Below are 26703 nucleotides of genomic sequence, written 5' to 3' on the forward strand. Positions count from 1 at the left end.
TCCGCTTCCCTAAAACAGAATTCATATTTGAGGATATTCTAATGGCTGTAACTGCTGCCCTAGTAAAAGAATTACGCGAGCGTACTGGCGCTGGCATGATGGATTGTAAAAAAGCGCTAACTGAAACCAATGGTGACATCGAACTTGCGATTGAAAACATGCGTAAGAGCGGTGCTGCAAAGGCTGCTAAAAAAGCAGGTAACATCGCTGCTGAAGGTACAATCCTTATCAAAGAAGGCGAAGGTTTCGCTGCACTATTAGAAGTTAACTGTCAGACTGACTTCGTTGCTAAAGACGCAAACTTCCTAGCGTTCGCTAACTCTGTACTAGACGTTGCTGCTGCATCTAAAACTTCGATTGCTGACTTACAAGCACAGTTCGAAGAAGCTCGTGTTGCTCTAGTTGCTAAAATCGGTGAAAACATCAACGTTCGTCGCGTTGAGTACATCGATGGTGCAAACCTTGCTACTTACCGTCACGGCGAGCGTATCGGCGTTGTTGTTGCGGGTGAAGCTGATGAAGAGACACTTAAGCACGTTGCAATGCACGTAGCTGCTTCTAAGCCTGAGTACGTAAATCCTGAAGACGTACCTGCAGACGTAGTTGAAAAAGAAAAAGCGGTACAAATCGAAATCGCGATGAACGAGGGTAAGCCTGCTGAAATCGCTGAGAAAATGGTTGTTGGCCGTATGAAAAAGTTCACTGGTGAGGTTTCTCTTACTGGTCAACCTTTCATCATGGAACCTAAGAAGACTGTTGGCGAAATTCTTAAAGAAAAAGGCGCGACAGTATCTAACTTCGTACGTTTAGAAGTTGGTGAAGGCATCGAGAGAAAAGAAGAAGACTTCGCTGCTGAAGTTGCTGCACAAATCGCTGCTGCAAAAGGCGAATAAGTTTGTTCAGTAGCAAAAGTAAGCACCGCAGATTTATCTTAGGGGTGATCCCAAGGGTAATTGTTGATTTGCTTTTGCTTCGATGCTGAAAATTCTTTAAAATAGCCGCGCATTTATGAATATCATAAGCGCGGTTATTTTTTATCTCACTTTTACAAATGGCCCGGAAAATATGACTATCAATCGAAAACCTGTTTTTAGACGCGTTCTTCTTAAATTAAGCGGTGAAGCTTTAATGGGAGATGAAGGCTTTGGTATCGATCCAAAAGTGTTGGATCGCATGGCGCAAGAGATCAAAGAACTTGTAGAGCTCGACGTAGAAGTGGGTTTAGTTATCGGTGGTGGTAACTTTTTACGTGGTGGCTCGCTTGCCGAAGCAGGTATGAATCGTGTTGTTGGCGACCATATGGGCATGCTGGCAACGGTTATGAACGGTCTTGCGATGCGCGATGCGCTACACCGAGCGTTTGTTAATGCACGTTTAATGTCTGCAATCCCGTTAAATGGGGTGTGCGATGCATACAACTGGGCAGAAGCAATTAGCCTGTTAAAATCAGGCCGCGTGGTGATTTTTGCGGCGGGTACAGGTAATCCATTCTTCACAACTGACTCAGCGGCGTGTTTACGTGGTATTGAGATTGAAGCCGATACTGTGATCAAAGCAACAAAGGTTGATGGTGTGTTCAGTGATGACCCTGTTAAGAACCCAGATGCCACACTTTATCGTCATTTGACGTATAATGAGATTATTGAAAAAGAATTAAAGGTGATGGACTTAGCGGCATTTACGCTGGCCCGTGACCATAATATGCCATTGAGCGTATTTAACATGAACAAACCAGGCGCGTTGAAGCGCGTTATCATGGGCGAAGAAGAGGGCACTTTGATCTCTTTAACCGCTTCGGAATAATCAGTTAAGACTAGGATTGAATTGTGATTAACGATATTAAAAAAGATGCGCAGGAGCGCATGAAAAAAAGCGTAGCAGCACTTGCTAGCCAATTATCAAAAATCCGTACAGGCCGTGCACACCCAGCATTGCTTGATGGCATTACTGTGTCTTACTACGGTGCTGATACACCACTTAACCAAGTAGCAAACGTATCAACTGAAGATGCGCGAACGTTGACTATAAGTGTATTTGACAAATCTTTAGCGCAAGCCGTTGAAAAAGCGATTATGTCTTCGGATTTAGGTTTAAACCCAATGTCAGCGGGCACGATCATTCGTGTACCACTTCCTCCGTTAACAGAAGAGCGTCGTAAAGATCTTATCAAGATCGTACGTGGCGAAGTTGAAAATGGTCGTGTAGCGATACGTAATATTCGTCGTGACGCTAACGGTGATATTAAAGCGCTGTTGAAAGACAAAGAAATTTCTGAGGACGAAGCACGTCAAGCTGAAGATGAAATTCAAAAGCTAACAGATAAGTTTGTTAAAGAAATGGATACGCAATTGAGCGCGAAAGAAGCTGAATTGATGGAAATCTAAGCAGTTCAAAACTATTAGTTTTGCAACGCCGTCTAGGGTATACTAGGCGGCGTTTTTTTTTATCTAAATCGGGATTATGGTTTTAAACGCTGAAACGATTTCACAGCAATCTTTGCCAAAGCACATTGCTATCATTATGGATGGAAATGGTCGCTGGGCACAGTCGCGCAATAGGCCTAGAACATACGGACATAAAAAGGGTGTAGACTCAGTTCGTAATGCGGTCCAGTTCTGCTCGAATCTCGGGATTGAGTCTTTGACGCTGTTTGCTTTTAGTAGCGAAAACTGGCGTCGTCCAGAGGACGAAGTGAGTACATTGATGGAACTGTTTTTATTGGTCCTGACAAAAGAGGTGAAGAAACTCCACAAAAACAATGTAAAGTTAACTGTGATAGGTGACTTAAGTCGCTTTCCTGCATCTTTGCAAGAGCGAGTTAATACAGCACATCAGTTGACGAGTGCAAATACTGGACTACAACTTAATGTTGCAGCTAACTATGGTGGCCGCTGGGATATAACTCAGGCTGCGCAAAAGTTAGCATTACAAGTGGCTGAAGGAACTTTAGCGCCCGAACAGATCACGGAAGAGGAAATATCAAAACATCTTACTATGGCAAACCAAAGCGAACTTGATTTACTTATACGCACCGGTGGTGATTATCGAATAAGTAACTTTTTGCTTTGGCAGGCAGCTTATGCTGAGCTTTATTTTACAGATACTTTATGGCCTGACTTCAATGACGAAGCTTTTTCAGAGGCCATCGCATGTTATGTATCAAGAGAAAGACGCTTTGGCTGCACCGGCGATCAAATAAAACAACTACTCGCTGCGTCCAAAACAACAAGTTAAAGGTAAATTAGTTTGCTAAAACAACGTATTTTAACCTCGGTGGTGCTAGCACCATTGGCGATGCTGTTGGTGTTTTATACACCTTTGGCACTATTTAGTTTTATCGCTGCTGCGATTGTATTGCTTGGCGCTTGGGAGTGGTCCGCATTTATGGGCTTATCTTGTGCGAAGAAGCGAGGCGGCTTTGTTGCCCTAATGGGGGCTATTTTGTTGCTACTGCATTGGCATTGGCCCATCACCTCCCTTTGGCACGGTGGGCAGTTACAAGCAGATGCCAATTATGTTTTCACGCTGGCTTTTGCTTGGTGGTTGGTCGCGACGTTTTTAGTTTTTAAATACCCATCTAAGGCAAGAGCTTGGAATGAAGGGGTTATGATGCGAGCTGTTGCCGGCGTGCTTACCTTAGTACCGCTTTGGCTGGCTCTAAACGTATTACGCAGCGCTGAATATCAGCAAGCTCACCAATATGGTTCGACGTTGATCATGGTCGTGTTGGGGATTGTTTGGAGCGCGGACATTGGCGCTTACTTTGCGGGCAAAAACTTCGGCAAACATAAACTAATGCCTAACGTGAGCCCTAACAAGACCATTGAAGGGTTAATTGGTGGTGTGATCACCGCGGTGATCTTTGTGGTGGTATTTTGTCACTTTGCACAGGTCGAGCAAAAACTATGGATAATTTACGCCGTTATGACTGTTTTTATCGCGTTGTTCTCGGCTATTGGAGACTTACTGGAAAGTATGTTTAAGCGTGAAGTTGGACTAAAAGATTCAGGTACTTGCTTGCCAGGACATGGTGGCATTTTGGATAGAATTGACAGCCTAACAGCCGCAGCTCCTATTTTTGCTTTATGTTACGCGTGGACGGTTACTTTATGAGCCAAAAAGAGCAAGTTGTTATTCTTGGCGCAACCGGCTCTATCGGTTTGTCTACCCTTGATGTGATCGCTCGCAACAGTGAACGTTATCAAGTCTTTGCTCTGGCCGCAGGTCGAAACGTAGATAAGATGGCTGAGCAATGCTTAGCGCATCGTCCTCAGTATGCCATTATGGACTGTGAGAAGGCAGCAAAAAGCCTCACAGAGCGTCTTGTTGGTATCTCCACCGAAGTGCTTTGCGGCACAAAACAAATGGCGCAGATAGCTGCCCATGGCGATGTTGATATTGTAATGTCAGCAATTGTTGGTGCGGCAGGTTTAATTCCTACTTTAGCTGCGGTTGAAGCTGGCAAAAAAGTACTTCTGGCCAATAAAGAATCATTGGTAATGTCAGGCCAGATATTTATGGACAAAGTTGTTCAGCATGGCGCTACTTTGCTTCCTATTGACAGTGAACATAATGCAATTTACCAATGTTTACCGAGTGCTTTGCAACAAGATACAAAACAGAGTCTAAGTAAGTTTGGCGTCAGCAAGATACTGTTAACTGGCTCCGGTGGACCATTTTTAAATCGTGATATTAGTACGCTCAAAGATGTCACTGTGGCGGAAGCCGTTGCACATCCAAATTGGTCAATGGGGCAGAAGATCTCTGTTGATTCTGCAACCATGATGAATAAAGGGTTGGAATTTATTGAAGCCAAATGGTTGTTTGCTTGTCAGGCGCAAGATATTGAAGTCGTTATTCATCCACAAAGTATGATCCACTCTATGGTGCAGTACACTGATGGTTCTATTATTGCGCAAATGGGTCAACCAGATATGCGCACACCCATTGCTTATGGCCTTGCATATCCTGAGCGTATTGACGCCGGGGTACAGCCACTTGATTTCTCTTCGTTATCAGAATTTACCTTTACAAAGCCTAACTTTGAGCGTTATCCAAACTTGGCTTTGGCAATTAATGCATGTAAGTCAGGGCAGGCGGCAACAACGGTTGTTAATGCGGCCAATGAAATCGCAGTTGCCGCATTTTTGAATAAACAAATTGGCTTTTGCGATATTTATAGAGTGAATGCTGAGGTACTTGATAAATCGAGGTTACATTCTTTAAACTCGGTACACGAAGTGATGGCACTGGATGCTCAAACCAGAGTGCTTGCTCACGAAGTTGTGAACCGTATAAGGTAATTTATGTTTGATTTTTTTTGGAATCTCGGCTCATTTATTTTTGCACTCGGTATTCTTGTCACGGTCCATGAATATGGCCACTTTTGGGTTGCTCGCAAAGCCGGAGTAGAAGTACTTAGATTCTCTATCGGTTTTGGCAAACCACTTTGCCGTTGGTATGACAAATATGGCACTGAATATGTGATAGCGATGATCCCACTCGGGGGCTACGTTAAGATGCTTGATGAGCGCGTGGATGATGTACCCAGTGAGAAGAAACACCTAGCTTTCAATAATAAGCCGGTGCTATCGCGTATCGCGGTGGTTGCCGCGGGGCCTATCGCCAATTTTTTGTTCGCGATTTTAGTACTTGCTGTTATGTATATGATAGGTGTGCAAAGCGCTAAACCAATTGTTGGAGATGTGCAGGCAAATTCTCGGGCTGCGATGGCAAACATCCAAACGGGCGACCACATAATTAGCATGTCGGGCAAGCAAGTGAGTACGTGGCAAGATGTAACCTTCAGCTTGATGAGTCATCTTGGTGAAGATGTTATTGAGGTAAAAGTTCAAGATGCACAGCAGCAAATCGCGATTAGAAAAATAAACGTAGATGGCTGGAAACTTGATAAGCAAGATGAAGCGCCATTGACTGCCATAGGCATTACCCCTTTTAGACCAGCCCTTACGTTAACCCTTGGACATATAGCAAAAGATTCAGCCGCAGAGCTTGCTGGGCTGCAAATCAACGATACAATCAAAGCGCTAAATAATGAGCCAGTCACAAGTTGGCCACAGTTTGTTCAGATAATTCAATCTTCCCCTAACCAAACCCTCTCTTTAAATATTGAAAGAAATGGAATAAACCAGATTATTCAAATTACTCCGCAAGCACGCCAAGGTCAAGATGGTACTATGCAGGGCTTTTTGGGGGTGGTTCCGTTGCTTGAAAAATGGCCAGACGGATACATAGAAACTAGACATTATGGTCCTTTGGATAGTATGGTGCTCGGCGCTGAGAAAACTTTTGAGCTGGTCCGTTTAAGTTTCGACATGATTGGTAACTTGCTTACAGGGCAGGTATCAGTGAAAAATCTTAGCGGGCCCGTTGGTATAGCTGTGGGTGCTGGCACTAGTGTTAGTTATGGTATTGTTGCGTTTTTAAGCTTTTTAGCGCTAATTAGTGTCAACCTAGGTGTTTTCAATTTATTGCCTCTGCCAGTCTTAGATGGTGGGCACTTAATGTATTACATAATTGAACTAATTCGCAAAAAACCAGTCTCTGAAAAGACACAAGAGTTAGGGTTTAAGGTAGGTGCGATAGTACTTATTGCTTTAACTTGTTTTGCATTACTTAACGATGTCTCGAGGTTGTAACTCGAATGGCGAATATGACGCCCATCAAAGCGCGTAAGGCGCGAACTGTTGTAAAGGATAAAGATAATAAAATGCCTATAAAAAAACATCTTGCAGTAACGAGTTTACTTGGCGCTAGTTTTGCCGCTTTGGGGCAGAACTCCTTTATCGTTGAAGATATGAAAGTAGAAGGGTTACAGCGCGTTGCGTTGGGAGCGGCATTGACGCATATTCCAATTAACGTAGGCGACTCAGTTGATCAGTACACGATTTCTCAAACCATTAAGTCGCTATATAAGTCAGGTCACTTTAACAATATCGTCGCATATCGAGACGGTGGGCAAATTATCTTCAAGGTACAAGAAAGGCCAACAATTGCGGGTATAGATTTTGATGGCAATAAAGACATCAAAGACGAGCAATTAAATGAAAGTTTAGAGCAGCAAAATATTCGTATCGGTGAGCCGCTGGATAAAACCGTAGTCGATAACATCGAAAAGGGCCTTATTGAATTCTTCCACAGTATTGGTAAATATAACGCCAAGATTGAGGTGAGCATTATTGAGCTGCCACGTAACCGTGTGCGTCTAAAGTTAGAGTTTGATGAGGGCGATGCTGCTTCTATACGCCAGATTAACCTCGTGGGTAATGAACTATTTTCTGATGAGGAGCTGTTACAGCTTGTTGAATCTCAGCAAGATTTGCCATGGTGGAAGTTTATGTCAAACGACCGCTACCAAAAGCAAGCGATTGAAGGCGACTTAGAAAAAATTCGCACTTACTACTTAGACCGTGGTTACTTGCGTTTCAATATTGACTCGACACAAGTATCAGTAAGCCCTGAGCGCGAGTCAGTATACGTAACGGCAAATATTACAGAAGGCGAGACATACACGGTTAAAGGCTACGACTTTATTGGTGACTTGCTTGGTCGTGAAGAGCTTATTAAGAGTATTATTCCGCTGCGAGCAGGTGAACTATATAACGGTTCAATCGTTACCTCATCAGAAGAATTTATCAAAGGCTACCTTGCGCGTTTTGGCTATGCAAACGCTGAAGTTCGTACCATTCCTGAAATTGACGACGAGAACAAAGAAGTTCAGTTAACCTTGTCAGTAAATCCCGGCAAACGCGTTTATGTACGCCGTATTTTGGTTAATGGTAACCAAGTTACTGCTGATGAGGTGGTACGCCGTGAAATGACACAGCTTGAAGGTGCCTGGCTTTCAAACCAAAGCCTAGAGCGTTCTAAATTGCAAATTCAGCGTCTACCATACATGGAAAAAGTAGACTTTGAAGTTAAGCCGATTGCTGGTGTTGACGATCTCGTTGATGTCGATTTTACTGTGAAAGAGCAGCCAGCGGGTAGTTTCCAAGCGGGTGTTGCTTATGGTTCATACGGTGGGTTGCAGTTTAATGTTGGTGTAAGTGAGTCAAACTTTTTAGGGACTGGTAATCAGTTGGCTTTTAGTATTAGCACTTCAAAAAGCTCTGATAGCTATAGCATTTCATACACAGATCCTTACTTTACCCCTGATGGTGTATCTCAAGGTAGCAATATTTTCTACAGTAACTTTGAAGGTAGTAAAGTTGGTCTAATTGGCTATGACTCTCGCCAATATGGTATTGGTACGAGTTTTGGTTTTCCAATCAACGCGATAAACCGTATCAACTTTGGTGCTAGATGGGTCGATGAAAAGCTTGATTATATCCCAGATTATGAACAAACGCGTATTTTACGCTTGGCATTCTTAGACCCTACAGACCCCGATGGCTCGTATGACTTTACTAAGTACGAACTGAGTGCTGGTTGGTCACGCGTAACGGTTAACCGTGGTATGTTCCCAACGGATGGTTCTCGTCAGAGTTTAACCCTTAGAGCAACCACACCGAATTCGGATCTGAACTACTTTAAAGTTGATTACGATTCACGTTATTACTGGCCAATCAGTAACGATCATCAGTGGGTATTCTCAACTAGAGCTGGTCTGGCATATGGTAATGGCTATGGTAAAACCAATGGTTTTGAACAAACCTTACCGTTCCAAGAATTCTTCAGAATTTCAGAAAACGAACTGCGAGGTTTTGAGCGCAACACTATTTTACCTAGGGCCATTCAGCGTAGCATGACTGAAATCCCTGGTTCAACGTTGCCAGATGGAACGACCACTTCGAATATAGGTGGAGACCCTCAATTTGATACTTTGTACCCAGGAGGTCGTATCGGTGGTAACGCAAAAGCGACGCTTGGTGCTGAACTAATTGTACCAACGCCGTTTTTAGATGAAGATAATACCAGTTCAGTACGTACCAGCTTGTTTGTTGATGCAGCAAACGTATGGGATACCGAGTTTGATGTAGATAGATATTCAAACTTACATGAAGACCAATATAAAAAGCTCTCGGATTACTCAGATCCAACCCGTTTTAGGGTTTCTACCGGTTTATCTATTCAGTGGATCTCACCGATGGGCCCAATGCTGATCAGTTTTGCTTATCCGCTTAAGAAAGAAGAAGATGACGAAACGAAGACGATCAGTTTTAATATCAGTAATACATTCTAAGGAGTTAATTGTGAACAAACTTATAAAAACGACAGCAATGGGTTTAATGGCGGCATTGATGATGGGCGCTTCAGCAAGTGCGTTGGCTCATAAAGTGGGTATTGTGGATATGCAGAGTATCTACAAGCAACTACCACAAATGGCTAAAATTGAACAACAGCTACAAAGCGAGTTTGCGGAGTCTCGTCAAGCGCTTGAAAAACTACAAGGTGATATTCGCTTTGAAGTTGAAAAGTTTCAACGTGAAGGCGCAACTATGAGCGACGCAGATAAAGAAACTCTACGTACAAAAATTCAAGGCATGCAAAAAGAGCTAGCAGAAAAGGGTCGTCCTTTGGAGCAAGCAATTAAACAGCGTCAAAATGAAGAATTAGCCAAAGTACAAAAATTAATTATCGATGCAATCGAAAGTGTTGCTAAAAGCGGTAAGTTTGACGAAGTTAAAGTAAAAGATACGACAATTTACTTTAACCCTGATAAAGTAGCGGACCTTTCTGACAAAGTTGTTGAAGCGGTAAGCAAAAAGTAATGACTAGACATTATAGTTTAGCTCAGCTGGCAGCATCGATAGATGCAACGCTGGTTGGCGACGGTGAGTGTCAAATTAATAAAATTGCGACACTCACACAAGCGACAGACAAAGATATTAGCTTTTTAGCAAACAGTAAATACCGTGCTCAGTTGGAAACAACGAACGCTGGCGCTGTGATTTTATCGGAGTCTGACGCAAAACATTTTGACGGCAATAAATTGGTCGTAAAAGACCCTTATATTGCTTATGCCAAATTAGCGCAATTGATGGATACAACACCGAGGGCCGCAGAAGGCATTCACCCCAGTGCTGTCGTTCATCAAAGCGTTAAATTAGGTAAAAATGTCGCAATAGCGGCAAATGCGGTGATTGAAGCAAATGTAGTGCTTGGTGACAATGTTCAAATTGGCGCAGGCTGTTTTGTCGGTAACAGCGCAAAAATTGGCGAGAACACAAAGCTTTGGGCGAACGTAAGTGTTTATCATGAGGTTGAAATTGGTAAAAATTGCTTATTTCAATCGGGCGCTGTGATAGGTAGTGACGGATTTGGTTATGCAAACCAATCTGGAAAATGGGTTAAAATACCGCAAGTTGGACGCGTTATTATTGGTGACAGCGTTGAGGTAGGTGCAAACACGGTGATTGACCGAGGTGCACTTGATGACACAGTTATCCATAATAATGTGGTTTTAGATAATCTAATCCAAATTGCACACAATGTTGAAATTGGCGAAGGCACTGCAATTGCAGGCGCTTCGGTGGTTGCAGGTAGCACCAAAATTGGCAAACACTGTCAAATCGCGGGGTTAGTTGGTATCAATGGTCATATGGAAATTTGTGATGGCGTGATCATCACAGGTATGTCGATGATCACCAAATCTATCACTTCTGCGGGTGTTTATTCCTCTGGCGTGCCTCATAGCACCAATAAAGAGTGGCGACGCAACATGGCTCATTTACGCAATCTGACTGATTTTAAACAACGCTTAAAAGCTTTAGAATCTTTAACAGAACAGCTCAAAACAATAGACGAAGAATAAAAGGACGCTATTTTGGCAAACGAACTGAACGGTTTTGATATCCAAGAAATCTTAAAGTTATTACCGCATCGCTATCCAATGCTGCTAGTTGACAAAGTGATCGACTACAAAGCTGGTGAGTATCTGCACGCGGTAAAAAACGTCACGATAAACGAACCTATTTTTACAGGACACTTTCCTGAACAACCGATTTTCCCGGGTGTCATGATCTTAGAATCAATGGCGCAAGCCACGGGCCTACTTGGCTTTAAAACGGTCGAGAATCGTAGCGAGAACGAGCTATACTTATTCGCAGCAATAGACAATGCACGTTTTAAGCAACCGGTACTTCCTGGTGATACTATGCATTTACACATCGATTTTGTGAAAGAGCGTCGTAACATTTGGAAGTTCTATGGTGAAGCAAAGGTCGATGGTAAAGTTGTGTGTAGTGCCGACCTAATGTGCGCAAGAAGAGAGTTTTAATAGTGATCCATCCTACTGCGATTATTGAATCTGGCGCACAGTTGGGCGATAACGTCTCTGTGGGTCCTTACAGTTACATCGGGAATGATGTAGTGATAGGTGACAATTGTATCATCGAGTCACACGTGGTAATCAAAGGACCTTCAACCATCGGCTCTGGTAATCATATTTACCAGTTTGCATCTGTGGGTGAAGCTTGCCAAGATAAAAAGTACAAGGATGAACCAACTCAACTTATCATGGGTGATAACAATATCATTCGTGAGTGTGCCACTATCCATCGTGGTACTATTCAAGATCAGGGCGTAACCAAAATAGGCAGTAATAACCTGTTTATGGCATACACCCATGTCGCACATGACGCTGTGATTGGCAGCAATGTTATTTTTTCAAATGGGGCAAGTGTTGCAGGCCACGTTCATGTAGGTGATTGGGCAATCCTAGCTGGTAATACTGGGGTTCACCAGTTTTGCAAAGTGGGTGCACATGCTTTTATTGGCATGTATTCGGGCGTAAGCAAAGACGTCCCGCCATTTGTAACTACTACTGGCACGCCAGCAAGACCTGCAGCGATTAATACCGAAGGTATGAAGCGTCGTGGTTTTAGTAGTGATGAAATTATGGCAGTGCGCCGAGCATACAAAGCATTGTATCGTAAAAGCTTAAACTTAGAAGACGCAGTGGCAGCAATGCGAGAAGATGCGTCAGAGTTTGCTGCGGTGCAGCAAATGATAGACTTTTTAGATACCTCAGATCGCGGCATTATTCGTTAGATAATGCTTGTGATAGCAAGATGCTGATAAACGCCATACGATGCTTTGTATGGCGTTTTTATTTATAAATAGATTAATGTGATGACTAACAACAAAAAGTTAACTATTGGCCTTGTGGCGGGTGAATTGTCAGGTGATATTTTAGGGGCGGGACTTATTGAAGCGTTGAAGGAGAAATACCCTGACGCTGAGTTTGTTGGTATTGCTGGTCCTAAAATGCAGGCGGCTGGTTGTCGCACCTTGTTTGATATGGATGAATTAGCTGTAATGGGCCTCGTAGAGGTGCTAGGGCGGTTACCCAGATTGCTAAAAATCCGCAAGCAACTAGTACAGTACTTTATCGATAATCCGCCTGATATTTACGTGGGGATCGATGCGCCTGATTTTAACCTGCGAGTTGAAAAGCCGCTAAAAAAGGCCGGCATTAAAACGGTTCAATATGTTAGCCCATCAGTGTGGGCATGGCGCCAAAAGCGTATTTTTACAATAGCCGAAGCGACGAACTTAGTTTTATCACTGCTGCCTTTTGAAAAAGCATTTTATGATAAGCATGATGTACCTTGTAAGTTTGTCGGTCATACATTAGCAGATGAGATAGCGCTTGATCACGACGGTAGCGCGGCGCGACAAGAGCTAGGTTTAGGTAATGACGATTTAGTACTGGCCTTATTGCCCGGTAGTCGTGGCTCAGAAGTTGGGTTGCTTAGTGAAACTTACCTGCATGCGGCACAAAAACTATGCCAACGATTACCTAATTTGAAAATTATTGTGCCTTTGGTAAATGCCAAACGTCGAGCCCAGTTTGAAAAGATTTTACAGCAAGTTGCGCCTAACTTATCCCCTATTTTGGTAGATGGCCAGTCAAGCAAAGTGATGGCAGCGGCAGATGCAGTTTTGCTCGCCTCGGGCACTGCCACATTAGAAGCAATGCTGTATAAAAAACCCATGGTCGTGGGTTATAAGTTTAAGCCACTGAGTTATTGGATCTTCAAGCACTTTTTTACCTTTAATATTAAGTATTTTTCGTTGCCAAACTTACTTGCAGATGCGCCTTTAGTACCTGAGTTCTTACAACAAGACTGTAACTCGGATGCATTGGTAGATGCCTTATACCCGATGTTAAAAGGCAATAACGAAGCACTTATTCAAAAGTTTTATGATATTCACCGAAATATCCGTCTAGATGCCAGCAAACAAGCGGCAAATGCAGTTGAGGAGTTGATTGATGCAGATTGAACGCCCTGAAGTACAGTATATCGCTGGTGTAGATGAAGTCGGTCGTGGTCCTTTAGTGGGGGATGTGGTCACTGCCGCCGTTATTCTTGACCCTAACAATCCGATTGAAGGGTTAGCGGACTCAAAAAAGCTAACCGAGAAAAGGCGCGCACAATTGGCGGATGAAATAAAGCAAAAAGCCCTGTGTTATTGTATTGCCCGCGCATCGGTTGAAGAAATCGACGAACTTAACATTTTGCATGCAACTATGTTAGCAATGAGTCGTGCGGTTGAAGGGTTAAGCATCACCCCTGATTTCGTGTTTGTCGATGGCAATCGCTTACCTAAGCTGGAAATGGCCGCGCAAAGTGTGGTGAAAGGCGATAGTTTGGTCGCTGAGATTAGTGCCGCTTCAATCATCGCCAAGGTCGCTCGAGATCAAGAAATGATGGATTTAGATGCGCAATTTCCTGAATTTGGCTTTGCGGGTCATAAAGGCTACCCAACCAAAGCACATTTTGCTGCGCTAGAGCAGCATGGCATTACACCACACCATAGGAAAAGCTTTAAGCCAGTGCAACGTATTTTAGCGCTGAAGGAGTTGTAATTATGGCTGCGCCTCAGTTTGTTCATTTACGTGTGCATAGTGATTTTTCTATGGTAGATGGATTGGCGAAAACGAAACCTATCGTTGCCAGAGCACAAGAATTAGGGCTACCAGCATTTGCTATTACAGATCAGATGAACTTATGTGGTTTGGTACGTTTTTATGGTGCAGCCCATGGCGCGGGGATCAAGCCAATTGTTGGTGCTGATATTTGGCTCAAAAGTGACGAATTTCCAGATGAGCCGTGCCGCCTCGTGGTGCTGGCTAAAGATAACGAAGGCTATAAAAACCTTACGTTATTGATCTCAAAAGCGTATCAACGCGGTCATGTGTTCCACCGTCCAGTGGTCGATAAGCAATGGTTAGCTGAACATAAAGCTGGCCTTATCCTGCTCTCGGGTGGCAAAGATGGTGATGTGGGTAAAGCGCTGTTAAAAGGCAATCAGCAGCTTGCACTCGATACGTTGGCGTTCTATGAGCAACACTTTCAAGATCACTTCTTTATGGAGCTAATGCGAACGAGTCGCGCCCAAGAAGAGGAATATTTACATGCCGCAGTCGCCCTTGCCAGCGAGCGTGACATACCGGTTGTTGCTACCAATGAAGTGGTGTTTTTACACCAAAAAGACTTTGAAGCGCATGAAATTCGAGTCGCTATTCATGATGGTTATACACTAGAAGACAAACGTCGCCCCAAGCGTTTTTCAAAAGAACAGTACCTTAAAACGCCTGAACAGATGCTGGAGCTATTTAGCGATATTCCTGAGGCTATTGAGAACTCAGTAGAGATAGCAAAGCGTTGTAACGTCACGGTACAGTTAGGAAAATATTTCTTACCTGATTACCCTACTGGGGATCTAAAAATTGAAGACTTCTTAGTTAAGGTATCACGTGATGGCTTAGAAGAGCGTTTACAGTTTTTATTCCCTGATGAGCAAGAGCGCCAAGAAAAGCGCAAAGAATACGATGAACGATTACAGATTGAACTGGACGTTATCAACCAGATGGGGTTTCCCGGTTACTTCTTAATCGTAATGGAGTTCATCCAGTGGAGTAAAGATAACAACATCCCTGTAGGCCCAGGGCGGGGTTCTGGTGCGGGTTCTTTAGTAGCCTATGCGCTTAAAATTACCGATCTAGACCCATTAGAGTTCGACTTACTTTTCGAGCGATTCCTAAACCCTGAACGTGTCTCGATGCCCGACTTCGACGTTGACTTTTGTATGGACCGTCGTGATGAAGTAATCGACCACGTAGCTATGCTCTATGGGCGAGATGCGGTATCGCAGATCATTACCTTTGGTACCATGGCAGCCAAAGCGGTTATCCGAGATGTTGGACGGGTACTCGGTCACCCATATGGCTTTGTTGACCGTATTTCTAAATTAGTACCGGGCGACCCAGGTATGACGTTGGCTAAGGCATTTGATGTAGAACCACGCCTTCCTGAAGCGTACGACGGCGATGAAGAAGTACGCGATCTGATTGACATGTGTCGAATTTTGGAAGGTTGTACACGAAACGCGGGTAAACACGCAGGGGGCGTGGTTATTTCTCCCACCACGATTACCGATTTTGCCGCTTTGTATTGTGATGAAGAAGGTAAATTCCCGGTAACGCAGTTTGATAAAAATGACGTAGAAACCGCGGGTCTGGTTAAATTCGACTTCCTTGGTCTGAGAACGCTGACGATTTTGCAGTGGGCACTGGATATGACCAACGAGCGACTGGCAAGAGAAGGCAAGGAGCCAGTCGACATTAATGCCATTCCTCTAGATGATAGAAAGAGTATTGAGCTGTTACTCAGAGCAGAAACCACCGCGGTATTCCAGCTCGAATCACGAGGTATGAAAGACCTAATTCGTCGCCTAAAACCTGACTGCTTTGAAGATATGATAGCACTGGTGGCGCTGTTTCGTCCTGGTCCATTGCAATCAGGCATGGTAGATAACTTTATCGACCGTAAGCATGGTCGAGAAGAGCTGTCTTATCCAGATGTACAATGGCAGCACGAAAGTCTTAAACCTATTCTCGAGCCTACCTACGGTATTATCTTATATCAAGAGCAGGTAATGCAGATTGCACAGGTGTTAGCAGGCTACACGCTTGGTGGCGCCGACATGTTACGTCGTGCTATGGGTAAGAAAAAGCCCGAAGAAATGGCCAAGCAGCGCTCAACCTTTGAAGAAGGTGCAATAGCCAACGGTGTTGATGGCGAACTTGCTATGAAAATCTTCGATCTTGTAGAGAAGTTCGCAGGTTATGGCTTCAACAAGTCGCACTCTGCCGCATACGCTTTAGTGTCATACCAAACACTTTGGATGAAAACCCATTATCCTGCTGAGTTTATGGCTGCGGTAATGTCTGCGGATATGGATAACACAGATAAAATCGTCACCTTGGTGGATGAGTGTGAAAACATGAAGTTGACACTGCTTCCACCTGATGTCAATGCGGGAATGTATAAGTTTACCGTTAACCGTCAGGGCGCAATCGTGTATGGTATCGGTGCGATTAAAGGCGTGGGCGAGGGCCCTGTAGAAGCAATATTAGAGGCCAGAGAGAAAGGCGGCGAATTCAAAGATCTTTTTGATTTTTGCGCGCGAGTAGACTTAAAACGCCTCAATAAGCGTGTTGTTGAAAAGCTTATTTATGCGGGCGCGTTAGATAAACTTGGCCCAGAGAAAAACCAACCGGGTCGCGCCACTTTACTCGCTAGCTTAGCAGATGCGATGAAATCGGCAGAACAGCACCATAAAGCCGAGTCGCTTGGCCAGTCAGACTTATTTGGCTTGCTTGCTGTGGAGCCTGAGCAGGTAGAGCAAGCGTTTACCAGCGCAGTGCCGCTGACCGATAATCAATGGCTTGACGGTGAAAAAGAAACATTAGGTTTATATCTTACAGGGCATCCGATTAATCAGTACAGAAAAGAGCTGAAACATTATACATCGGGTCGATTGATAGACTTGCAACCAACTAATCGTGATGTGCAATCTACCGCAGCAGGGTTGGTTATTAATGCAAGAACTCTAATAAATAAGAAGGGGAATCGCTGGGGACTGATAACTTTAGATGACAAGAGTGCCCGGATTGATGTACGCTTATTCCCTGAACAGTTTGAAGTTTACCAAGAATTGCTGCAAATTAACCAAATCTTGGTCGTAACCGGACAGGTCAGCTTTGATAACTTCTCTGGTGGCATTACAATGACCGCTAGAGACGTATGTACTATAGCTCAGGCGCGAGAAAAACGCATAAGAGCAATAAAAATGACATTAAATATGGTTCAAATTGAAGCAAACTTCTTCGAAAATTTACGAAAAGTGTTAGAACCTTATAAGTTTGGTACATGTCCTATCAAGATTATGTACCAACGTCCGGATGCATTAGCCGAGCTAACGCTGGGAACCCAATGGTGTGTGACGCCAACCGATGATCTTTTGACTCGATTATCGCAGATGGCGGCGCAGGAAATAGAACTAGAATTTAACTAATTAGGTAGTTTAGAGCATGAGCCTCAATTATCTTGACTTTGAACTTCCAATCGCAGAATTGGAAGCGAAAATTAAAGAGTTACAAAATGTTAGCCGCTCAGGTAGCTTAGATCTGAGCCTAGAAGAAGAAATCACGCGTTTGAAGGAGAAAAACGTTGAGCTAACCGAAAAGGTCTTTGCAGGCTTGGGTGCTTGGCAGGTTTCTCAATTAGCTCGTCATCCGCTTCGCCCATATACTCGTGACTACATCAAGCGCATTTTTACCGAGTTTGATGAGTTTGCAGGGGACCGTACTTTTGCTAACGACCCAGCAATTTTAGGTGGTGTTGCACGTTTAGACGGTAAACCAGTTATGGTGATCGGGCAGCAAAAAGGTCGTGACACAGCTGAAAAAATCAAACGCAACTTTGGTATGCCAAAGCCTGAAGGTTACCGTAAAGCATTACGCTTAATGGAAATGGCTGAGCGCTTCAAAATGCCAATCATCACCTTTATCGATACACCAGGGGCATACCCAGGCGTAGGTGCAGAGGAGCGTGGTCAAAGTGAAGCAATCGCCCGTAACCTAAAAGTGATGGCGGCGCTGAAAGTGCCCACTATCTGTACCGTAATTGGTGAGGGTGGTTCTGGTGGTGCGCTAGCGATTGGTGTAGGCGATCGTGTAAACATGCTGCAATACAGCACTTACTCGGTTATTTCACCTGAAGGCTGTGCGTCAATTCTTTGGAAGAGTGCTGAAAAAGCGCCTTTGGCCGCAGAGGCAATGGGTGTATCAGCGCAGCGCGTTAAAGAATTAGACTTGATCAACAATATCGTAGAAGAGCCGCTAGGTGGCGCACACCGTGATTACGACGGTATGGCTAAAAACCTCAAAGCGCAGCTTAAACGCGATTTAGCAGAGCTTGAAGAGCTTGGTACTGAAACCATGCTTGAGCAGCGTTACCAAAGACTGATGTCTTTTGGTTACTGCTAAGCCAATGTTAAACTAAAAAAGCCGCTTAAGCGGCTTTTTTACGTTATGAATTATGAAAAATACCACGCTTTATAAAAATTTTTTTGTTGCGATAAACGGGTCAAATCCTGAGCAAAAGCCATTGAGTATCGCCCTGTCTGGCGGGGTGGACTCGGTTGTTTTACTGCATTTGTGTTACACACTTCGTGAGCAGATATCAGGATATGTTATAGAAGCCATCTATATCGATCATGGCTTATCAGCAGACTCTGACAAATGGCGAGACTTTTGTCAGCGCTTGTGTGAGTCGCTTGATATCGACTTTAAAACAGCCGCTGTAGAAGTAAAGGCAAAAGCACGTCATAGCCTTGAAGCACAAGCAAGAGATGCCCGATATGCGGCTCTAGACTCACTGGCAATGGTAAACAGTCTCATAGTGCTTGGACAACACGGCGACGACCAGCTTGAAACCTTTCTGCTACGTTTAAAACGCGGCTCGGGCCTTGATGGACTGACGTCGATGCGTACACAACGTATTTTAGACTCGGGCAGGGTCTGCATCAGACCTTTATTAAATGCCTCTCGAGAAGATATCGAAGCATTTGCGCGGATGTTTGCCATTGAACACATTGAAGATAACTCGAACAAAGATGACCGCTTCGATCGTAATTTTTTGCGTAACCAAGTGATCCCTTTGCTTAAATCGCGTTTTCGTGGCTTTTTGCCAAGCGCACTTCGTAGTATAGACATACTTCAGCAGCAACAAGGCTTGATTGAAGAGATAACCCAGCAAGACTTACGGCAGTGTAGCGCAGGTAAAAACCGGCTAGATCTGCAACAGCTCGACGCACTCAGCAAGCTTAGGCAGGCAAATGTTGTGCGCGCTTGGTTAGCGTCATGCAATGAGAAAATGCCCTCGAAGGTACAACTTGAGCAGCTACTTCATCAGGCCTTAACCAGTAAACAAGACGCGCAGGTAAATATCTTGATGGGTAGAGGGTGTGTGAAAAAGCACCGAGGCTTGCTTTACTTTGTGGTTGCACAAGACGCCCCGAATGCGTGTTTTGATATCGCGCTTGAGCCAATAACACTTAATGATGGCCGTGCTTTATCGGTAGAACATGGTAAGGGGATAAGGCTACCTGCCAGCAATGAGCGTGTGTCAATTCAGTTTGGTTTACTCAACGCAAAAATAAGGCCTTGTAATAAACCAGGTAGAAACACTGTCAAACACTGGTTGAAAGAAGCGGGTGTGCCAAGTTGGCAGCGAGCTCAAGTGCCGTTGATCTTTTATGATGAGCAGCTAGTACAAATTGTTGGTTATTATTTTGAACACTCTATGTATGTTGCAAAGCAAGGTATTCGTTGGGAAGTAATTGATGGTTAATAACAAAGATATTGGCCGCTCGTTAGCAGATAAAGCTGTTTGGGCGCTGTTGTTTAATATTTTGCTGTTTAGCGTATTTGGCATCTTTGATGGCATGCCTATTTTGAGCAATATTGCGTATGCGTTGCTATTTGGCTTTGCAAGTGCCGCTACATTGTTGGCTTATTGGCATGAAAAAGGTGGCAGCTTTTTTATTTTGGCGCTGCTTATGCCATTGTTGTTGATCATTGTTAGTGAACTGACCAGCTTCATCGCATTGGCTTGGCTTATTAATGGCTACTTTTTTGGCTTTGCATTGGCACTCGTTATTTATAAGCTCATGTTTTTAAATAAAGAGTAACACAGAATACCGATTCGGCTCAGCTAGGGGAGCCAAGCCGAATCAGACTCACTATATGGTTCTTGCGCAGTTTCTACCATCGGCCTTAGCTCGGTAAAGTCCTTTATCTGTGCGCGAGAAAATGCTGTTTTCACAGTCTTGAGAGTTAGACAATGTAAAACCAATACTGGTTGTTACGCCATATTTAGACAGCATATGGCAAGTACGTACAGCATGCATAATTCGCTCTGCTATCACTTTATTGGTGGTAAATGCAGGGTCGTCGATAATAATCGCAAATTCATCACCACCAAATCGATACACGGTGTCTGTGCTACGTACCGACAACTTTAAAATATCAGCAAACCGTTTTAATACCTCATCGCCCGTGCTATGGCCGTGTACATCATTTACTTGCTTAAAATTGTCTAAATCAAGCAGCATCAAGCTAAACTTACTTTGCAGACGACGGCCGCGTTCAACACGCTGTGCTAAATTGTCGGTAAACTGGCTACGGTTGTTAAGCCCAGTTAGTGCGTCTTTGGTAGCAAGTTTTAGCACTCGGTTGTAGGTGAGCGCATTACGCAAAGGGTATAACAAGGCGCTATGCAAACGGCATAGTTTTGCTCGAATGCTCTCGCTCAATTGGTATTGGCAATAGTAAACAAGTTGCCCTAAATGCTCTTCATTAAGCTCTAATTCAAATTTGTAAGGCGCAAACTGGTTATCACTTTCGTACATTTGATTCACACCTAAAGACGAGTGAAACTGCAGCCCTGAAAGCTTAATGATACGCTGAGCATGTTCGGCAAATACGGTCAACAGCTCGTCGATATGCAGCGTGGTTTGCAGCTGCTCAACAAGCTTATAGATGGGATCCGCACTTGTATTTATAAATTGCTCAGTATCGAACGGCAAATAATCGCCGCGTGTAGATACGCGCTGAGCTAAAATATGGACATTTTCCATCGAGTATTCCCCTAACTACTACTATTTACTTACTTTAAGCTAAAAGTGTGCCAATAATTTAAACTGGCTGAAAAACAGTTGCTTGCTATAGTTAATGACGAGTACTTTCGATAATTTCCGCATTTTTGACACTTTGGAGGCCGTTTGCAGAGTATTTTTGCCGAGGTTTTTGCCTTATTGCTTGCCGCTGTGATTTTAGTGTGGCTTTTCAAGCGTATTGGCTTACCCGCCATTTTGGCGTACTTAGTAACGGGCGTATTGGCCGGCAGCCATGGTATTGGCTGGATGAGTATCAGCTATGAAATGCACTTTATTGCCGAGTTAGGTATTGTATTTTTATTGTTCAGCCTAGGGCTGGAGTTTTCAGTGCCTAAGCTTATGGCAATGCGCAACTTGGTGTTTGGCTTGGGCAGTTTACAAGTACTCATTACCACCATCGTTGGTATGTTTGTGATCAAAGCGCTTGATTACGATTGGCTCAGTGCCTTTATTATCGCCAGCTTGATGGCGCTATCGTCAACCGCAGTGGTGGTTAAAATTCTCAAAGAAAGCGGTAATCTTAATTTACGCCGAGGTCAGCTAGCAATTGGCATGTTGCTGTTTCAAGACATTGCTGTTGTGCCTCTACTAATTGCTTTGCCTTTAATCGCTCAATCAGATAATCAAGTATTAATAGGCGCACTGATGTTTGCCTTAGCCAAAGGCGCCTTTGTGTGTGTTTTGCTATGGGCGATAGGTAAGTGGTTTTTGCCGAAAATATTTAACGAAGTTGCCTCTGTGCGCACCGATGAGCTGTTTGTACTGACCACCATAGTGGTGGCGCTTTGCGCAGGTGGCCTAACTTATTTGTTTGGTTTATCGATGGCTTTGGGCGCCTTTTTAGCGGGGATGATGCTTGGTGAAAGCCAGTATCGTCATCAGTTAGAAGCCGAGATCAGACCGTTTCGCGATATTTTGATGGGGTTATTTTTTGTGACCGTAGGTATGCAGCTAAACATACCTTATGTTGTTGATAAAATTGGCTATATTGTTTTGGCTTTAGCCGTTTTGCTACTGCTAAAAGTATTAATTATTGCGTTGTTAGCCCAGCTAATGGGAGAGCGTAAAAAAGACGCCGTTGCAGCGGGTATTTTGCTGTGGCAAATGGGGGAGTTTGGTTTTGTGCTTGTAGCCCTTGCCAGCAAACATAATTTATTAGACCTAAATAGCGCGTCATTCTTGATTGCACTTGGGGTGTTATCTATGGCGGTTACTCCTTATTTGATTGACCGAACCCCCGTTATTTTACAAAAGCTCAATGTTAATGGAGATCACTATCAACATGACTTTGGGCAAAATATTATTAATGAAAGCTTGAGTAACCATGTGGTTATTTTAGGGTATGGTCGAGTTGGGCAAACCATTGCACGCTTTTTAAAGCCCGAGGCAATTCCGTATGTGGCAATTGAACGTAACCCGCGCATTGTAGAAGAGGCGCAAACAGCGGGGGAGCCGGTCATGTTTGGCTATTCAGGTTCACAAGTATTACTTAAACAAGCCAATGTTGATAAAGCCCGCTTGGTGATAATTACCTGCTCTGACTTTAACCAAAGCCAAGAGGTGATAGATGCCATAAAACGTGTCGCACCTGAGGTTAAAATACTGGCGCGTTCAACCGATGATAGCCACCTTGATGCACTTAAAGCCTTAGGCGTGACAGAGGTGGTTCCAGAGGCCTTAGAGGCCAGCTTAATGTTAGTGTCGCATGTGCTGCATATGTCGGGTGTACCCATGCGCCGTATCTTTAAGCGAGTGAGCAAAGAGCGCCATAATCGTTATGAGTATTTACACGGATTTTTTGCCGGTGATGACCAAGAGCCACAAGGTGATAACATCGACAGGCTTGAGTATTTGCATGCTATGGCTTTGCCTGAGTCAGCGTTTGCGGTAGACAAAAGCATTGAAGAACTCAGCCTAGATAAACAAAAAGTGGCAATCACCGCGTTGCGCCGTGACGGCCAGGAGCTGGCTGCGCCACAGCAAAGTATGGTGCTCAAAGCCAATGATGTTTTACTTCTTAAAGGCAAGCCTAGACGCGTTGAGCGCGCTGAGCAGTACTTACTCAATGGCTAACGAGCCTGTAGAATAATGTGTGAGGTTAGTTTAGTATTTCAAAATGACAAATTATCTCGAATCACGATTCATTTTCTTGTTAGCTGTCCACTACACTAACTTTATTTCTAACTTTTTTCCTAATGCTGACGCAAATTTCTCTAAAGTTGATAGCTTTACATCTTCAGAGTGATTTTCAATTCGTGAAATTGCACTTTTTTGAGTATGCAGTTTATCTGCAAGATCCAACTGTGTAAGACCTGCACTTTTACGCGCCTCTTTAAGCAATACTCCAAACTTAAACGCTTGATACCCTTCATCATAGTTTTCAGCAAATTCTGAATCATTGCTTTTTCTCTTAACTAAATATTTTTGAAGATCACTCATTATGATTTCCTCCGCAAATAATCTTTTTTACGACTTTCTGCTATTTTAATTTCTTTGGATGGGGTTTTTTGGGTTTTCTTTTGGAAACCATGGTTTAAAACTACCAAGTTATCACCTTCAAAAAAACCAAGGAGTCTAAAAATATTTCCACTTATTTGAACTCTGACTTCCCAAATTCCATCAGTATTAACAAGCTTCTTTAGGTACGTTGTAGGAACAGTATCCAATTCTTCAACTAATTGAAGTACCCAAGCAACTTTTTGAGCTTGTCTACTGTTTAGAGAGTCCAAAAACTCTTCAACAGGACACTTTCCATCATCGGTGCAGTAAAAGTTTATCTTTCTCATCTGTAAATGTTAACATAAAAGTGAACTTTGTCAATTGACAGAAGCGCTTGATGGGCAATTAACAACGTTACTCATCTAACCCTAAAAAGTGACGTATTTCGTCAAGCCTTGCCATACCGTCTTGATAGCCAATATCTATCAAGTGACGAGTGTAGTTTTTTTCAAACAATAAGTAGCTGGTTAAACTCGAACTAGAGTGGCGTTTTACCCCGATAGTACGCAGTAGCAACTTAATGGCTAGCGGCATATCATCGTAATATTGGTCGGCAATATCCCTAAAATTAACCGTAGGATTAACCACCAATGTCTCTATGGGCTTAAGCTCTCGGTGTTTATCGCGGGTTTTTGGAGGCAGCAAGCCAATGGTACGATTAACACGCTCTAACCGTTCTAGGTCTGATTGCAGCGTATCGCTAAACACACTATCGAGTAAGTGACCGGCAATGGCCGACATACCCGGAAAATGCGGCTCGTAACCCAACGGCGCACGGATCTTAGGCTGCTCTACACCAATCACAAAAATTTTCTCGGCGCCTAAATGAATAGAAGGACTCAGCGGCGAGAGTTGGTGAATGGAGCCATCACCATAGTAATGATGTTTTACCCGAACACTTGGAAACACCATGGGAATAGCACTGGATGCCATTAAAACATCTAAAGAAATACGACCGGGCACGCCTTGGCGCTTTACACGTTGCCATGCCTGAGCGTCTTTAGCTTGATAGTACGCGACAGAGCGACCCGTTGAATAGCTTGATACCGTAACCGATACCGCATCTAAAAAGCCTTTATGAAGATTACGCTCGATACGCGTTAGATCTAACACTTCGTTCAATAAGCCACGAAGCGGGGAGTTATCTAACAAACTGGCGGGAGGATGATTTAAATGCCCAGACTGAAAGCTGCGCATTACATTACCTAGCAAATGGCCAAACGCACCAATAAAATCGCTACGGTACACCATGTGAGAGTTAAAGCTTTTCCACACCCATTCAATTTTGCGTACCGCCAAATGCATACAAGAGGCGTAACAGGCTAACGCTGCAGAATTTATAGCGCCTGCGGATGTGCCATTAATAATTTGAAATGGAATAGGCGCGGCACGAGGCATACTCAAAGCCAGCGCTTTTAGCACTCCTACTTGATAAGCAGCACGTGCACCACCACCTGTTAATAATAAGGCGACTGGCGGGCGGTTTGCTAAACGTTGTTTTAAATTCATAAATCCTCTAAAAACAATGAACTTTTTACTAAATTGCTCGTCAGTAGAATTAGTCCTGCTATCATCGCATTATAAGTGCTATAACTTTTACTTTATGTTTTAATTTTTAAATATTCAAAAGAATATTGTTTTTCAAGCTAAATTTATGGAGCTGTTATGTCTGAGTCCGGTGCAGATCATTCTCAAAGTGCTAAACCTTCGCGTAGTCAATTGCTACTGGCCGCTACCGTTGTAGTGGCGTTGGTTATTGTTGTAGTGTTTGTTTTATCAAAGCAAAATGAACAAAAGCAAACCAACGCTAAGTATTCTCAAGATGTGGTAGAGCAACAATCGCAAAATACTGAGCAGATTAATACTGCGCAATCTAACGCAATTGACCCGCAAACAATTGAAGCGCCAGAGCCTGTTGCCCAGCCACCACAAATGGACCGCAATGAGACGCCTGTTAATGTACCAACAGCAACTGCAAATGAAGTGCCATTACCAACGCTTGATGACAGCGATGAGTTGGTAAAACAAACCGTTGCTGAAATTATGACGGAAAAAGCTTTATCTTTGATAGTAAGCGATGACATGGTACGCCGTGGCGTGGTGTTTGTTGATAACCTTGCCAAAGGTAAAATTGCTGAAAAACACATGCCAGTCAAAAAACCAGAAGAGCCATTTATGGCGCTAGAAGACGACATAGTGGTGACTGATCCAAACAGCTTTGAGCGTTACACGCCTTATGTAGATATACTCACCGGTATGAGCACTGCACAAATGAAACGCATGTTAGATAAGTTTCAGCCGCTGATCGCACAAGCCTATGAAGAGATTGGCTACGAAGGCAATGACTTTAACGCCACGCTTAACAAAGCCATTACCGAGCTGTTAAATACGCCTATTCCACAAAGCAATGTGCCACTTATCAAAGACTCAGTAACCTATCGTTATGCTTACCCTGAGTGGGAGCAACTATCGGAAGCGCAAAAGCAATTTTTGCGTATGGGCCCTGAAAACATGGAAAAAGTAAAACAGCGCCTAAGTGCCCTACAAAAATCACTTAATCAGTAACTCACAAGCGCCGACTGCTTAAACATCCAGCAGTCGGCGCGAATAAATGAGTTTTCCCTTGAAACTCAACCCGAAAGTAGAGATAATCCTTCCCGCGCCAAACAAGGCCCTCAATGGTAGTCTTATTGGTCCTCTCGCAACAATAGCAGGTGAACCTGGTCAGGCCCGGAAGGGAGCAGCCACAGCTTGTGACTTGTGTGCCGAGATGTGGCTGGTAAGACTGCCACCCAATTCTTTTTTCTATCTACCAAAAATACTTTTACTAATTACCCATATTTTTTTAAAGTTAAAGCTATAAACTCATTCTTAATTGACTCGCCCAATTATATTTCTTCTAGCGAAATTCATTTACATACCACAAGAACCACCAATGCTTTAACGGTATTGAATGCAGTGCTTGAGCAACAAAGTAGAATAACGCCTCTCGACTTTTCTATGGCAACGATCGGGCGGCTGTCTAAAGAACTAGGCGGCCCATCAACACAAACCATCCGTAATCGCACAGGTAAGCATTTTCAGCAATTAATTGTGACCTTACGGCAAGATAGCGCAAATAAGTAAAAACCATCCGGCATACTTGATTGCAACCTAAACAACTAAGGTGTGATCAATGAATACCACAACATCATTAGAGCAAATTAAAGC

Annotated in this window: 25 protein-coding genes and 1 other RNA gene; 22 read left to right on the forward strand and 4 right to left on the reverse strand. The window is 43.6% G+C overall.

Going from position 1 to position 26703, the window contains the following annotated elements:
* The first annotated feature begins 41 nt into the window (after positions 1–41).
* The 18 genes from tsf (at position 42) to HC733_RS15520 (ending at position 20007) form a co-directional block, all read left to right on the forward strand.
* Complete coding sequence (tsf, locus tag HC733_RS15435) at positions 42–893, forward strand: translation elongation factor Ts (RefSeq protein ID WP_190365911.1); 852 nt, start codon at positions 42–44, stop codon at positions 891–893.
* Between the two features lie 172 nt (positions 894–1065).
* Positions 1066–1803 (forward strand): UMP kinase, encoded by a 738-nt coding sequence (pyrH, locus tag HC733_RS15440; RefSeq protein WP_190365934.1) that lies wholly within the window; start codon positions 1066–1068, stop codon positions 1801–1803.
* Positions 1804–1826: 23 nt separating this feature from the next.
* Positions 1827–2384, forward strand: a complete 558-nt coding sequence (gene frr / locus HC733_RS15445; protein ID WP_190365912.1) for a ribosome recycling factor — start codon at positions 1827–1829, stop codon at positions 2382–2384.
* Positions 2385–2460: 76 nt separating this feature from the next.
* On the forward strand, positions 2461–3234 hold the full coding sequence (locus tag HC733_RS15450) for an isoprenyl transferase (protein ID WP_190365913.1): 774 nt from the start codon (positions 2461–2463) through the stop codon (positions 3232–3234).
* Positions 3235–3246: 12 nt separating this feature from the next.
* Positions 3247–4113, forward strand: coding sequence for a phosphatidate cytidylyltransferase (locus HC733_RS15455; RefSeq protein ID WP_190365914.1), 867 nt, complete (start codon positions 3247–3249; stop codon positions 4111–4113).
* Positions 4110–5303, forward strand: coding sequence for a 1-deoxy-D-xylulose-5-phosphate reductoisomerase (gene ispC, locus HC733_RS15460; protein ID WP_190365915.1), 1194 nt, complete (start codon positions 4110–4112; stop codon positions 5301–5303). Before HC733_RS15455 ends, ispC begins: the two co-directional genes overlap by 4 nt.
* A gap of 3 nt (positions 5304–5306) precedes the next feature.
* Positions 5307–6659, forward strand: a complete 1353-nt coding sequence (gene rseP / locus HC733_RS15465; RefSeq protein ID WP_190365916.1) for a sigma E protease regulator RseP — start codon at positions 5307–5309, stop codon at positions 6657–6659.
* Between the two features lie 71 nt (positions 6660–6730).
* The gene (gene bamA / locus HC733_RS15470) at positions 6731–9202 is read left to right on the forward strand and encodes an outer membrane protein assembly factor BamA (RefSeq protein ID WP_190365917.1); all 2472 of its coding nucleotides are present in this window, start codon (positions 6731–6733) and stop codon (positions 9200–9202) included.
* Positions 9203–9212: 10 nt separating this feature from the next.
* Entirely contained in the window at positions 9213–9731 is a 519-nt protein-coding gene (locus tag HC733_RS15475) for an OmpH family outer membrane protein (RefSeq protein ID WP_190365918.1), read from the forward strand.
* Entirely contained in the window at positions 9731–10774 is a 1044-nt protein-coding gene (gene lpxD, locus HC733_RS15480) for a UDP-3-O-(3-hydroxymyristoyl)glucosamine N-acyltransferase (RefSeq protein ID WP_190365919.1), read from the forward strand. The genes HC733_RS15475 and lpxD overlap by 1 nt, the downstream gene beginning before the upstream one ends.
* Positions 10775–10786: 12 nt before the next feature.
* The gene (gene fabZ, locus HC733_RS15485; RefSeq protein ID WP_190365920.1) at positions 10787–11239 is read left to right on the forward strand and encodes a 3-hydroxyacyl-ACP dehydratase FabZ; all 453 of its coding nucleotides are present in this window, start codon (positions 10787–10789) and stop codon (positions 11237–11239) included.
* A 2-nt stretch (positions 11240–11241) separates the two neighbouring features.
* A complete protein-coding gene (lpxA, locus tag HC733_RS15490) occupies positions 11242–12012 on the forward strand; it encodes an acyl-ACP--UDP-N-acetylglucosamine O-acyltransferase (protein ID WP_190365921.1) in 771 nt (256 codons plus the stop codon).
* Positions 12013–12093: 81 nt separating this feature from the next.
* Positions 12094–13248: a lipid-A-disaccharide synthase gene (lpxB, locus tag HC733_RS15495; protein ID WP_190365922.1), complete on the forward strand. Its 1155-nt coding sequence runs from the start codon at positions 12094–12096 to the stop codon at positions 13246–13248.
* Positions 13238–13834 carry a ribonuclease HII gene (gene rnhB / locus HC733_RS15500; protein WP_190365923.1) on the forward strand — a complete coding sequence of 199 codons (597 nt, stop codon included), beginning with the start codon at positions 13238–13240 and terminating at the stop codon, positions 13832–13834. The genes lpxB and rnhB overlap by 11 nt, the downstream gene beginning before the upstream one ends.
* Before the next feature lie 2 nt (positions 13835–13836).
* A complete protein-coding gene (gene dnaE / locus HC733_RS15505) occupies positions 13837–17328 on the forward strand; it encodes a DNA polymerase III subunit alpha (RefSeq protein WP_190365924.1) in 3492 nt (1163 codons plus the stop codon).
* A gap of 16 nt (positions 17329–17344) precedes the next feature.
* Positions 17345–18301, forward strand: coding sequence for an acetyl-CoA carboxylase carboxyl transferase subunit alpha (gene accA / locus HC733_RS15510; RefSeq protein ID WP_190365925.1), 957 nt, complete (start codon positions 17345–17347; stop codon positions 18299–18301).
* 52 nt (positions 18302–18353) lie between these two features.
* A complete protein-coding gene (gene tilS, locus HC733_RS15515) occupies positions 18354–19667 on the forward strand; it encodes a tRNA lysidine(34) synthetase TilS (RefSeq protein WP_190365926.1) in 1314 nt (437 codons plus the stop codon).
* Positions 19660–20007 carry a hypothetical protein gene (locus tag HC733_RS15520; RefSeq protein ID WP_190365927.1) on the forward strand — a complete coding sequence of 116 codons (348 nt, stop codon included), beginning with the start codon at positions 19660–19662 and terminating at the stop codon, positions 20005–20007. Before tilS ends, HC733_RS15520 begins: the two co-directional genes overlap by 8 nt.
* 51 nt (positions 20008–20058) lie before the next feature.
* Here the strand turns inward: HC733_RS15520 and HC733_RS15525 are convergent, their stop codons facing one another.
* Positions 20059–20955 (reverse strand): GGDEF domain-containing protein, encoded by an 897-nt coding sequence (locus HC733_RS15525; protein ID WP_190365928.1) that lies wholly within the window; start codon positions 20953–20955, stop codon positions 20059–20061.
* A 144-nt stretch (positions 20956–21099) separates the two neighbouring features.
* Between HC733_RS15525 and HC733_RS15530 the strand changes: the two genes are divergently transcribed.
* Positions 21100–23067 (forward strand): monovalent cation:proton antiporter family protein, encoded by a 1968-nt coding sequence (locus HC733_RS15530; protein ID WP_190365929.1) that lies wholly within the window; start codon positions 21100–21102, stop codon positions 23065–23067.
* Between the two features lie 90 nt (positions 23068–23157).
* Here HC733_RS15530 and HC733_RS15535 read toward each other — a convergent pair whose 3' ends face one another.
* The 3 genes from HC733_RS15535 to HC733_RS15545 all read right to left on the reverse strand — a co-directional run bounded on the left by HC733_RS15535 (position 23158) and on the right by HC733_RS15545 (position 25002).
* On the reverse strand, positions 23158–23433 hold the full coding sequence (locus HC733_RS15535) for a helix-turn-helix domain-containing protein (RefSeq protein ID WP_190365930.1): 276 nt from the start codon (positions 23431–23433) through the stop codon (positions 23158–23160).
* Entirely contained in the window at positions 23433–23780 is a 348-nt protein-coding gene (locus tag HC733_RS15540) for a type II toxin-antitoxin system RelE/ParE family toxin (RefSeq protein ID WP_190365931.1), read from the reverse strand. The genes HC733_RS15535 and HC733_RS15540 overlap by 1 nt, the downstream gene beginning before the upstream one ends.
* Before the next feature lie 67 nt (positions 23781–23847).
* Positions 23848–25002 carry a patatin-like phospholipase family protein gene (locus tag HC733_RS15545; protein ID WP_190365932.1) on the reverse strand — a complete coding sequence of 385 codons (1155 nt, stop codon included), beginning with the start codon at positions 25000–25002 and terminating at the stop codon, positions 23848–23850.
* Between the two features lie 156 nt (positions 25003–25158).
* Here HC733_RS15545 and HC733_RS15550 point away from each other — a divergent pair, with 156 nt between their 5' ends.
* From HC733_RS15550 to gmtX, 3 genes are all read left to right on the forward strand, one after another.
* Positions 25159–26058 (forward strand): DUF3014 domain-containing protein, encoded by a 900-nt coding sequence (locus HC733_RS15550; protein WP_190365933.1) that lies wholly within the window; start codon positions 25159–25161, stop codon positions 26056–26058.
* A gap of 123 nt (positions 26059–26181) precedes the next feature.
* Positions 26182–26278: signal recognition particle sRNA small type (gene ffs / locus HC733_RS15555), an RNA gene on the forward strand.
* The gene (gene gmtX / locus HC733_RS23565; RefSeq protein WP_203219215.1) at positions 26266–26619 is read left to right on the forward strand and encodes a gamma-mobile-trio protein GmtX; all 354 of its coding nucleotides are present in this window, start codon (positions 26266–26268) and stop codon (positions 26617–26619) included. Before ffs ends, gmtX begins: the two co-directional genes overlap by 13 nt.
* The last annotated feature ends 84 nt before the right edge of the window (positions 26620–26703 follow it).

Source organism: Pseudoalteromonas sp. S16_S37 (assembly GCF_014694405.1).
Lineage (GTDB): Bacteria > Pseudomonadota > Gammaproteobacteria > Enterobacterales > Alteromonadaceae > Pseudoalteromonas.

What these genes read in the sequence shown, in the direction of transcription:
- HC733_RS15525 (WP_190365928.1), bottom strand. Translation starts at nt 20,955, where the DNA reads ATGGAAAATGTCCATATTTTAGCTCAGCGCGTATCTACACGCGGCGAT.
- HC733_RS15550 (WP_190365933.1), top strand. Translation starts at nt 25,159, where the DNA reads ATGTCTGAGTCCGGTGCAGATCATTCTCAAAGTGCTAAACCTTCGCGT.
- tilS (WP_190365926.1), top strand. Translation starts at nt 18,354, where the DNA reads ATGAAAAATACCACGCTTTATAAAAATTTTTTTGTTGCGATAAACGGG.
- HC733_RS15520 (WP_190365927.1), top strand. Translation starts at nt 19,660, where the DNA reads ATGGTTAATAACAAAGATATTGGCCGCTCGTTAGCAGATAAAGCTGTT.
- accA (WP_190365925.1), top strand. Translation starts at nt 17,345, where the DNA reads ATGAGCCTCAATTATCTTGACTTTGAACTTCCAATCGCAGAATTGGAA.
- HC733_RS15545 (WP_190365932.1), bottom strand. Translation starts at nt 25,002, where the DNA reads ATGAATTTAAAACAACGTTTAGCAAACCGCCCGCCAGTCGCCTTATTA.
- ispC (WP_190365915.1), top strand. Translation starts at nt 4,110, where the DNA reads ATGAGCCAAAAAGAGCAAGTTGTTATTCTTGGCGCAACCGGCTCTATC.
- HC733_RS15450 (WP_190365913.1), top strand. Translation starts at nt 2,461, where the DNA reads ATGGTTTTAAACGCTGAAACGATTTCACAGCAATCTTTGCCAAAGCAC.
- pyrH (WP_190365934.1), top strand. Translation starts at nt 1,066, where the DNA reads ATGACTATCAATCGAAAACCTGTTTTTAGACGCGTTCTTCTTAAATTA.
- bamA (WP_190365917.1), top strand. Translation starts at nt 6,731, where the DNA reads ATGCCTATAAAAAAACATCTTGCAGTAACGAGTTTACTTGGCGCTAGT.
- HC733_RS15540 (WP_190365931.1), bottom strand. Translation starts at nt 23,780, where the DNA reads ATGAGAAAGATAAACTTTTACTGCACCGATGATGGAAAGTGTCCTGTT.
- lpxD (WP_190365919.1), top strand. Translation starts at nt 9,731, where the DNA reads ATGACTAGACATTATAGTTTAGCTCAGCTGGCAGCATCGATAGATGCA.
- tsf (WP_190365911.1), top strand. Translation starts at nt 42, where the DNA reads ATGGCTGTAACTGCTGCCCTAGTAAAAGAATTACGCGAGCGTACTGGC.
- lpxB (WP_190365922.1), top strand. Translation starts at nt 12,094, where the DNA reads ATGACTAACAACAAAAAGTTAACTATTGGCCTTGTGGCGGGTGAATTG.
- rseP (WP_190365916.1), top strand. Translation starts at nt 5,307, where the DNA reads ATGTTTGATTTTTTTTGGAATCTCGGCTCATTTATTTTTGCACTCGGT.
- HC733_RS15535 (WP_190365930.1), bottom strand. Translation starts at nt 23,433, where the DNA reads ATGAGTGATCTTCAAAAATATTTAGTTAAGAGAAAAAGCAATGATTCA.
- rnhB (WP_190365923.1), top strand. Translation starts at nt 13,238, where the DNA reads ATGCAGATTGAACGCCCTGAAGTACAGTATATCGCTGGTGTAGATGAA.
- dnaE (WP_190365924.1), top strand. Translation starts at nt 13,837, where the DNA reads ATGGCTGCGCCTCAGTTTGTTCATTTACGTGTGCATAGTGATTTTTCT.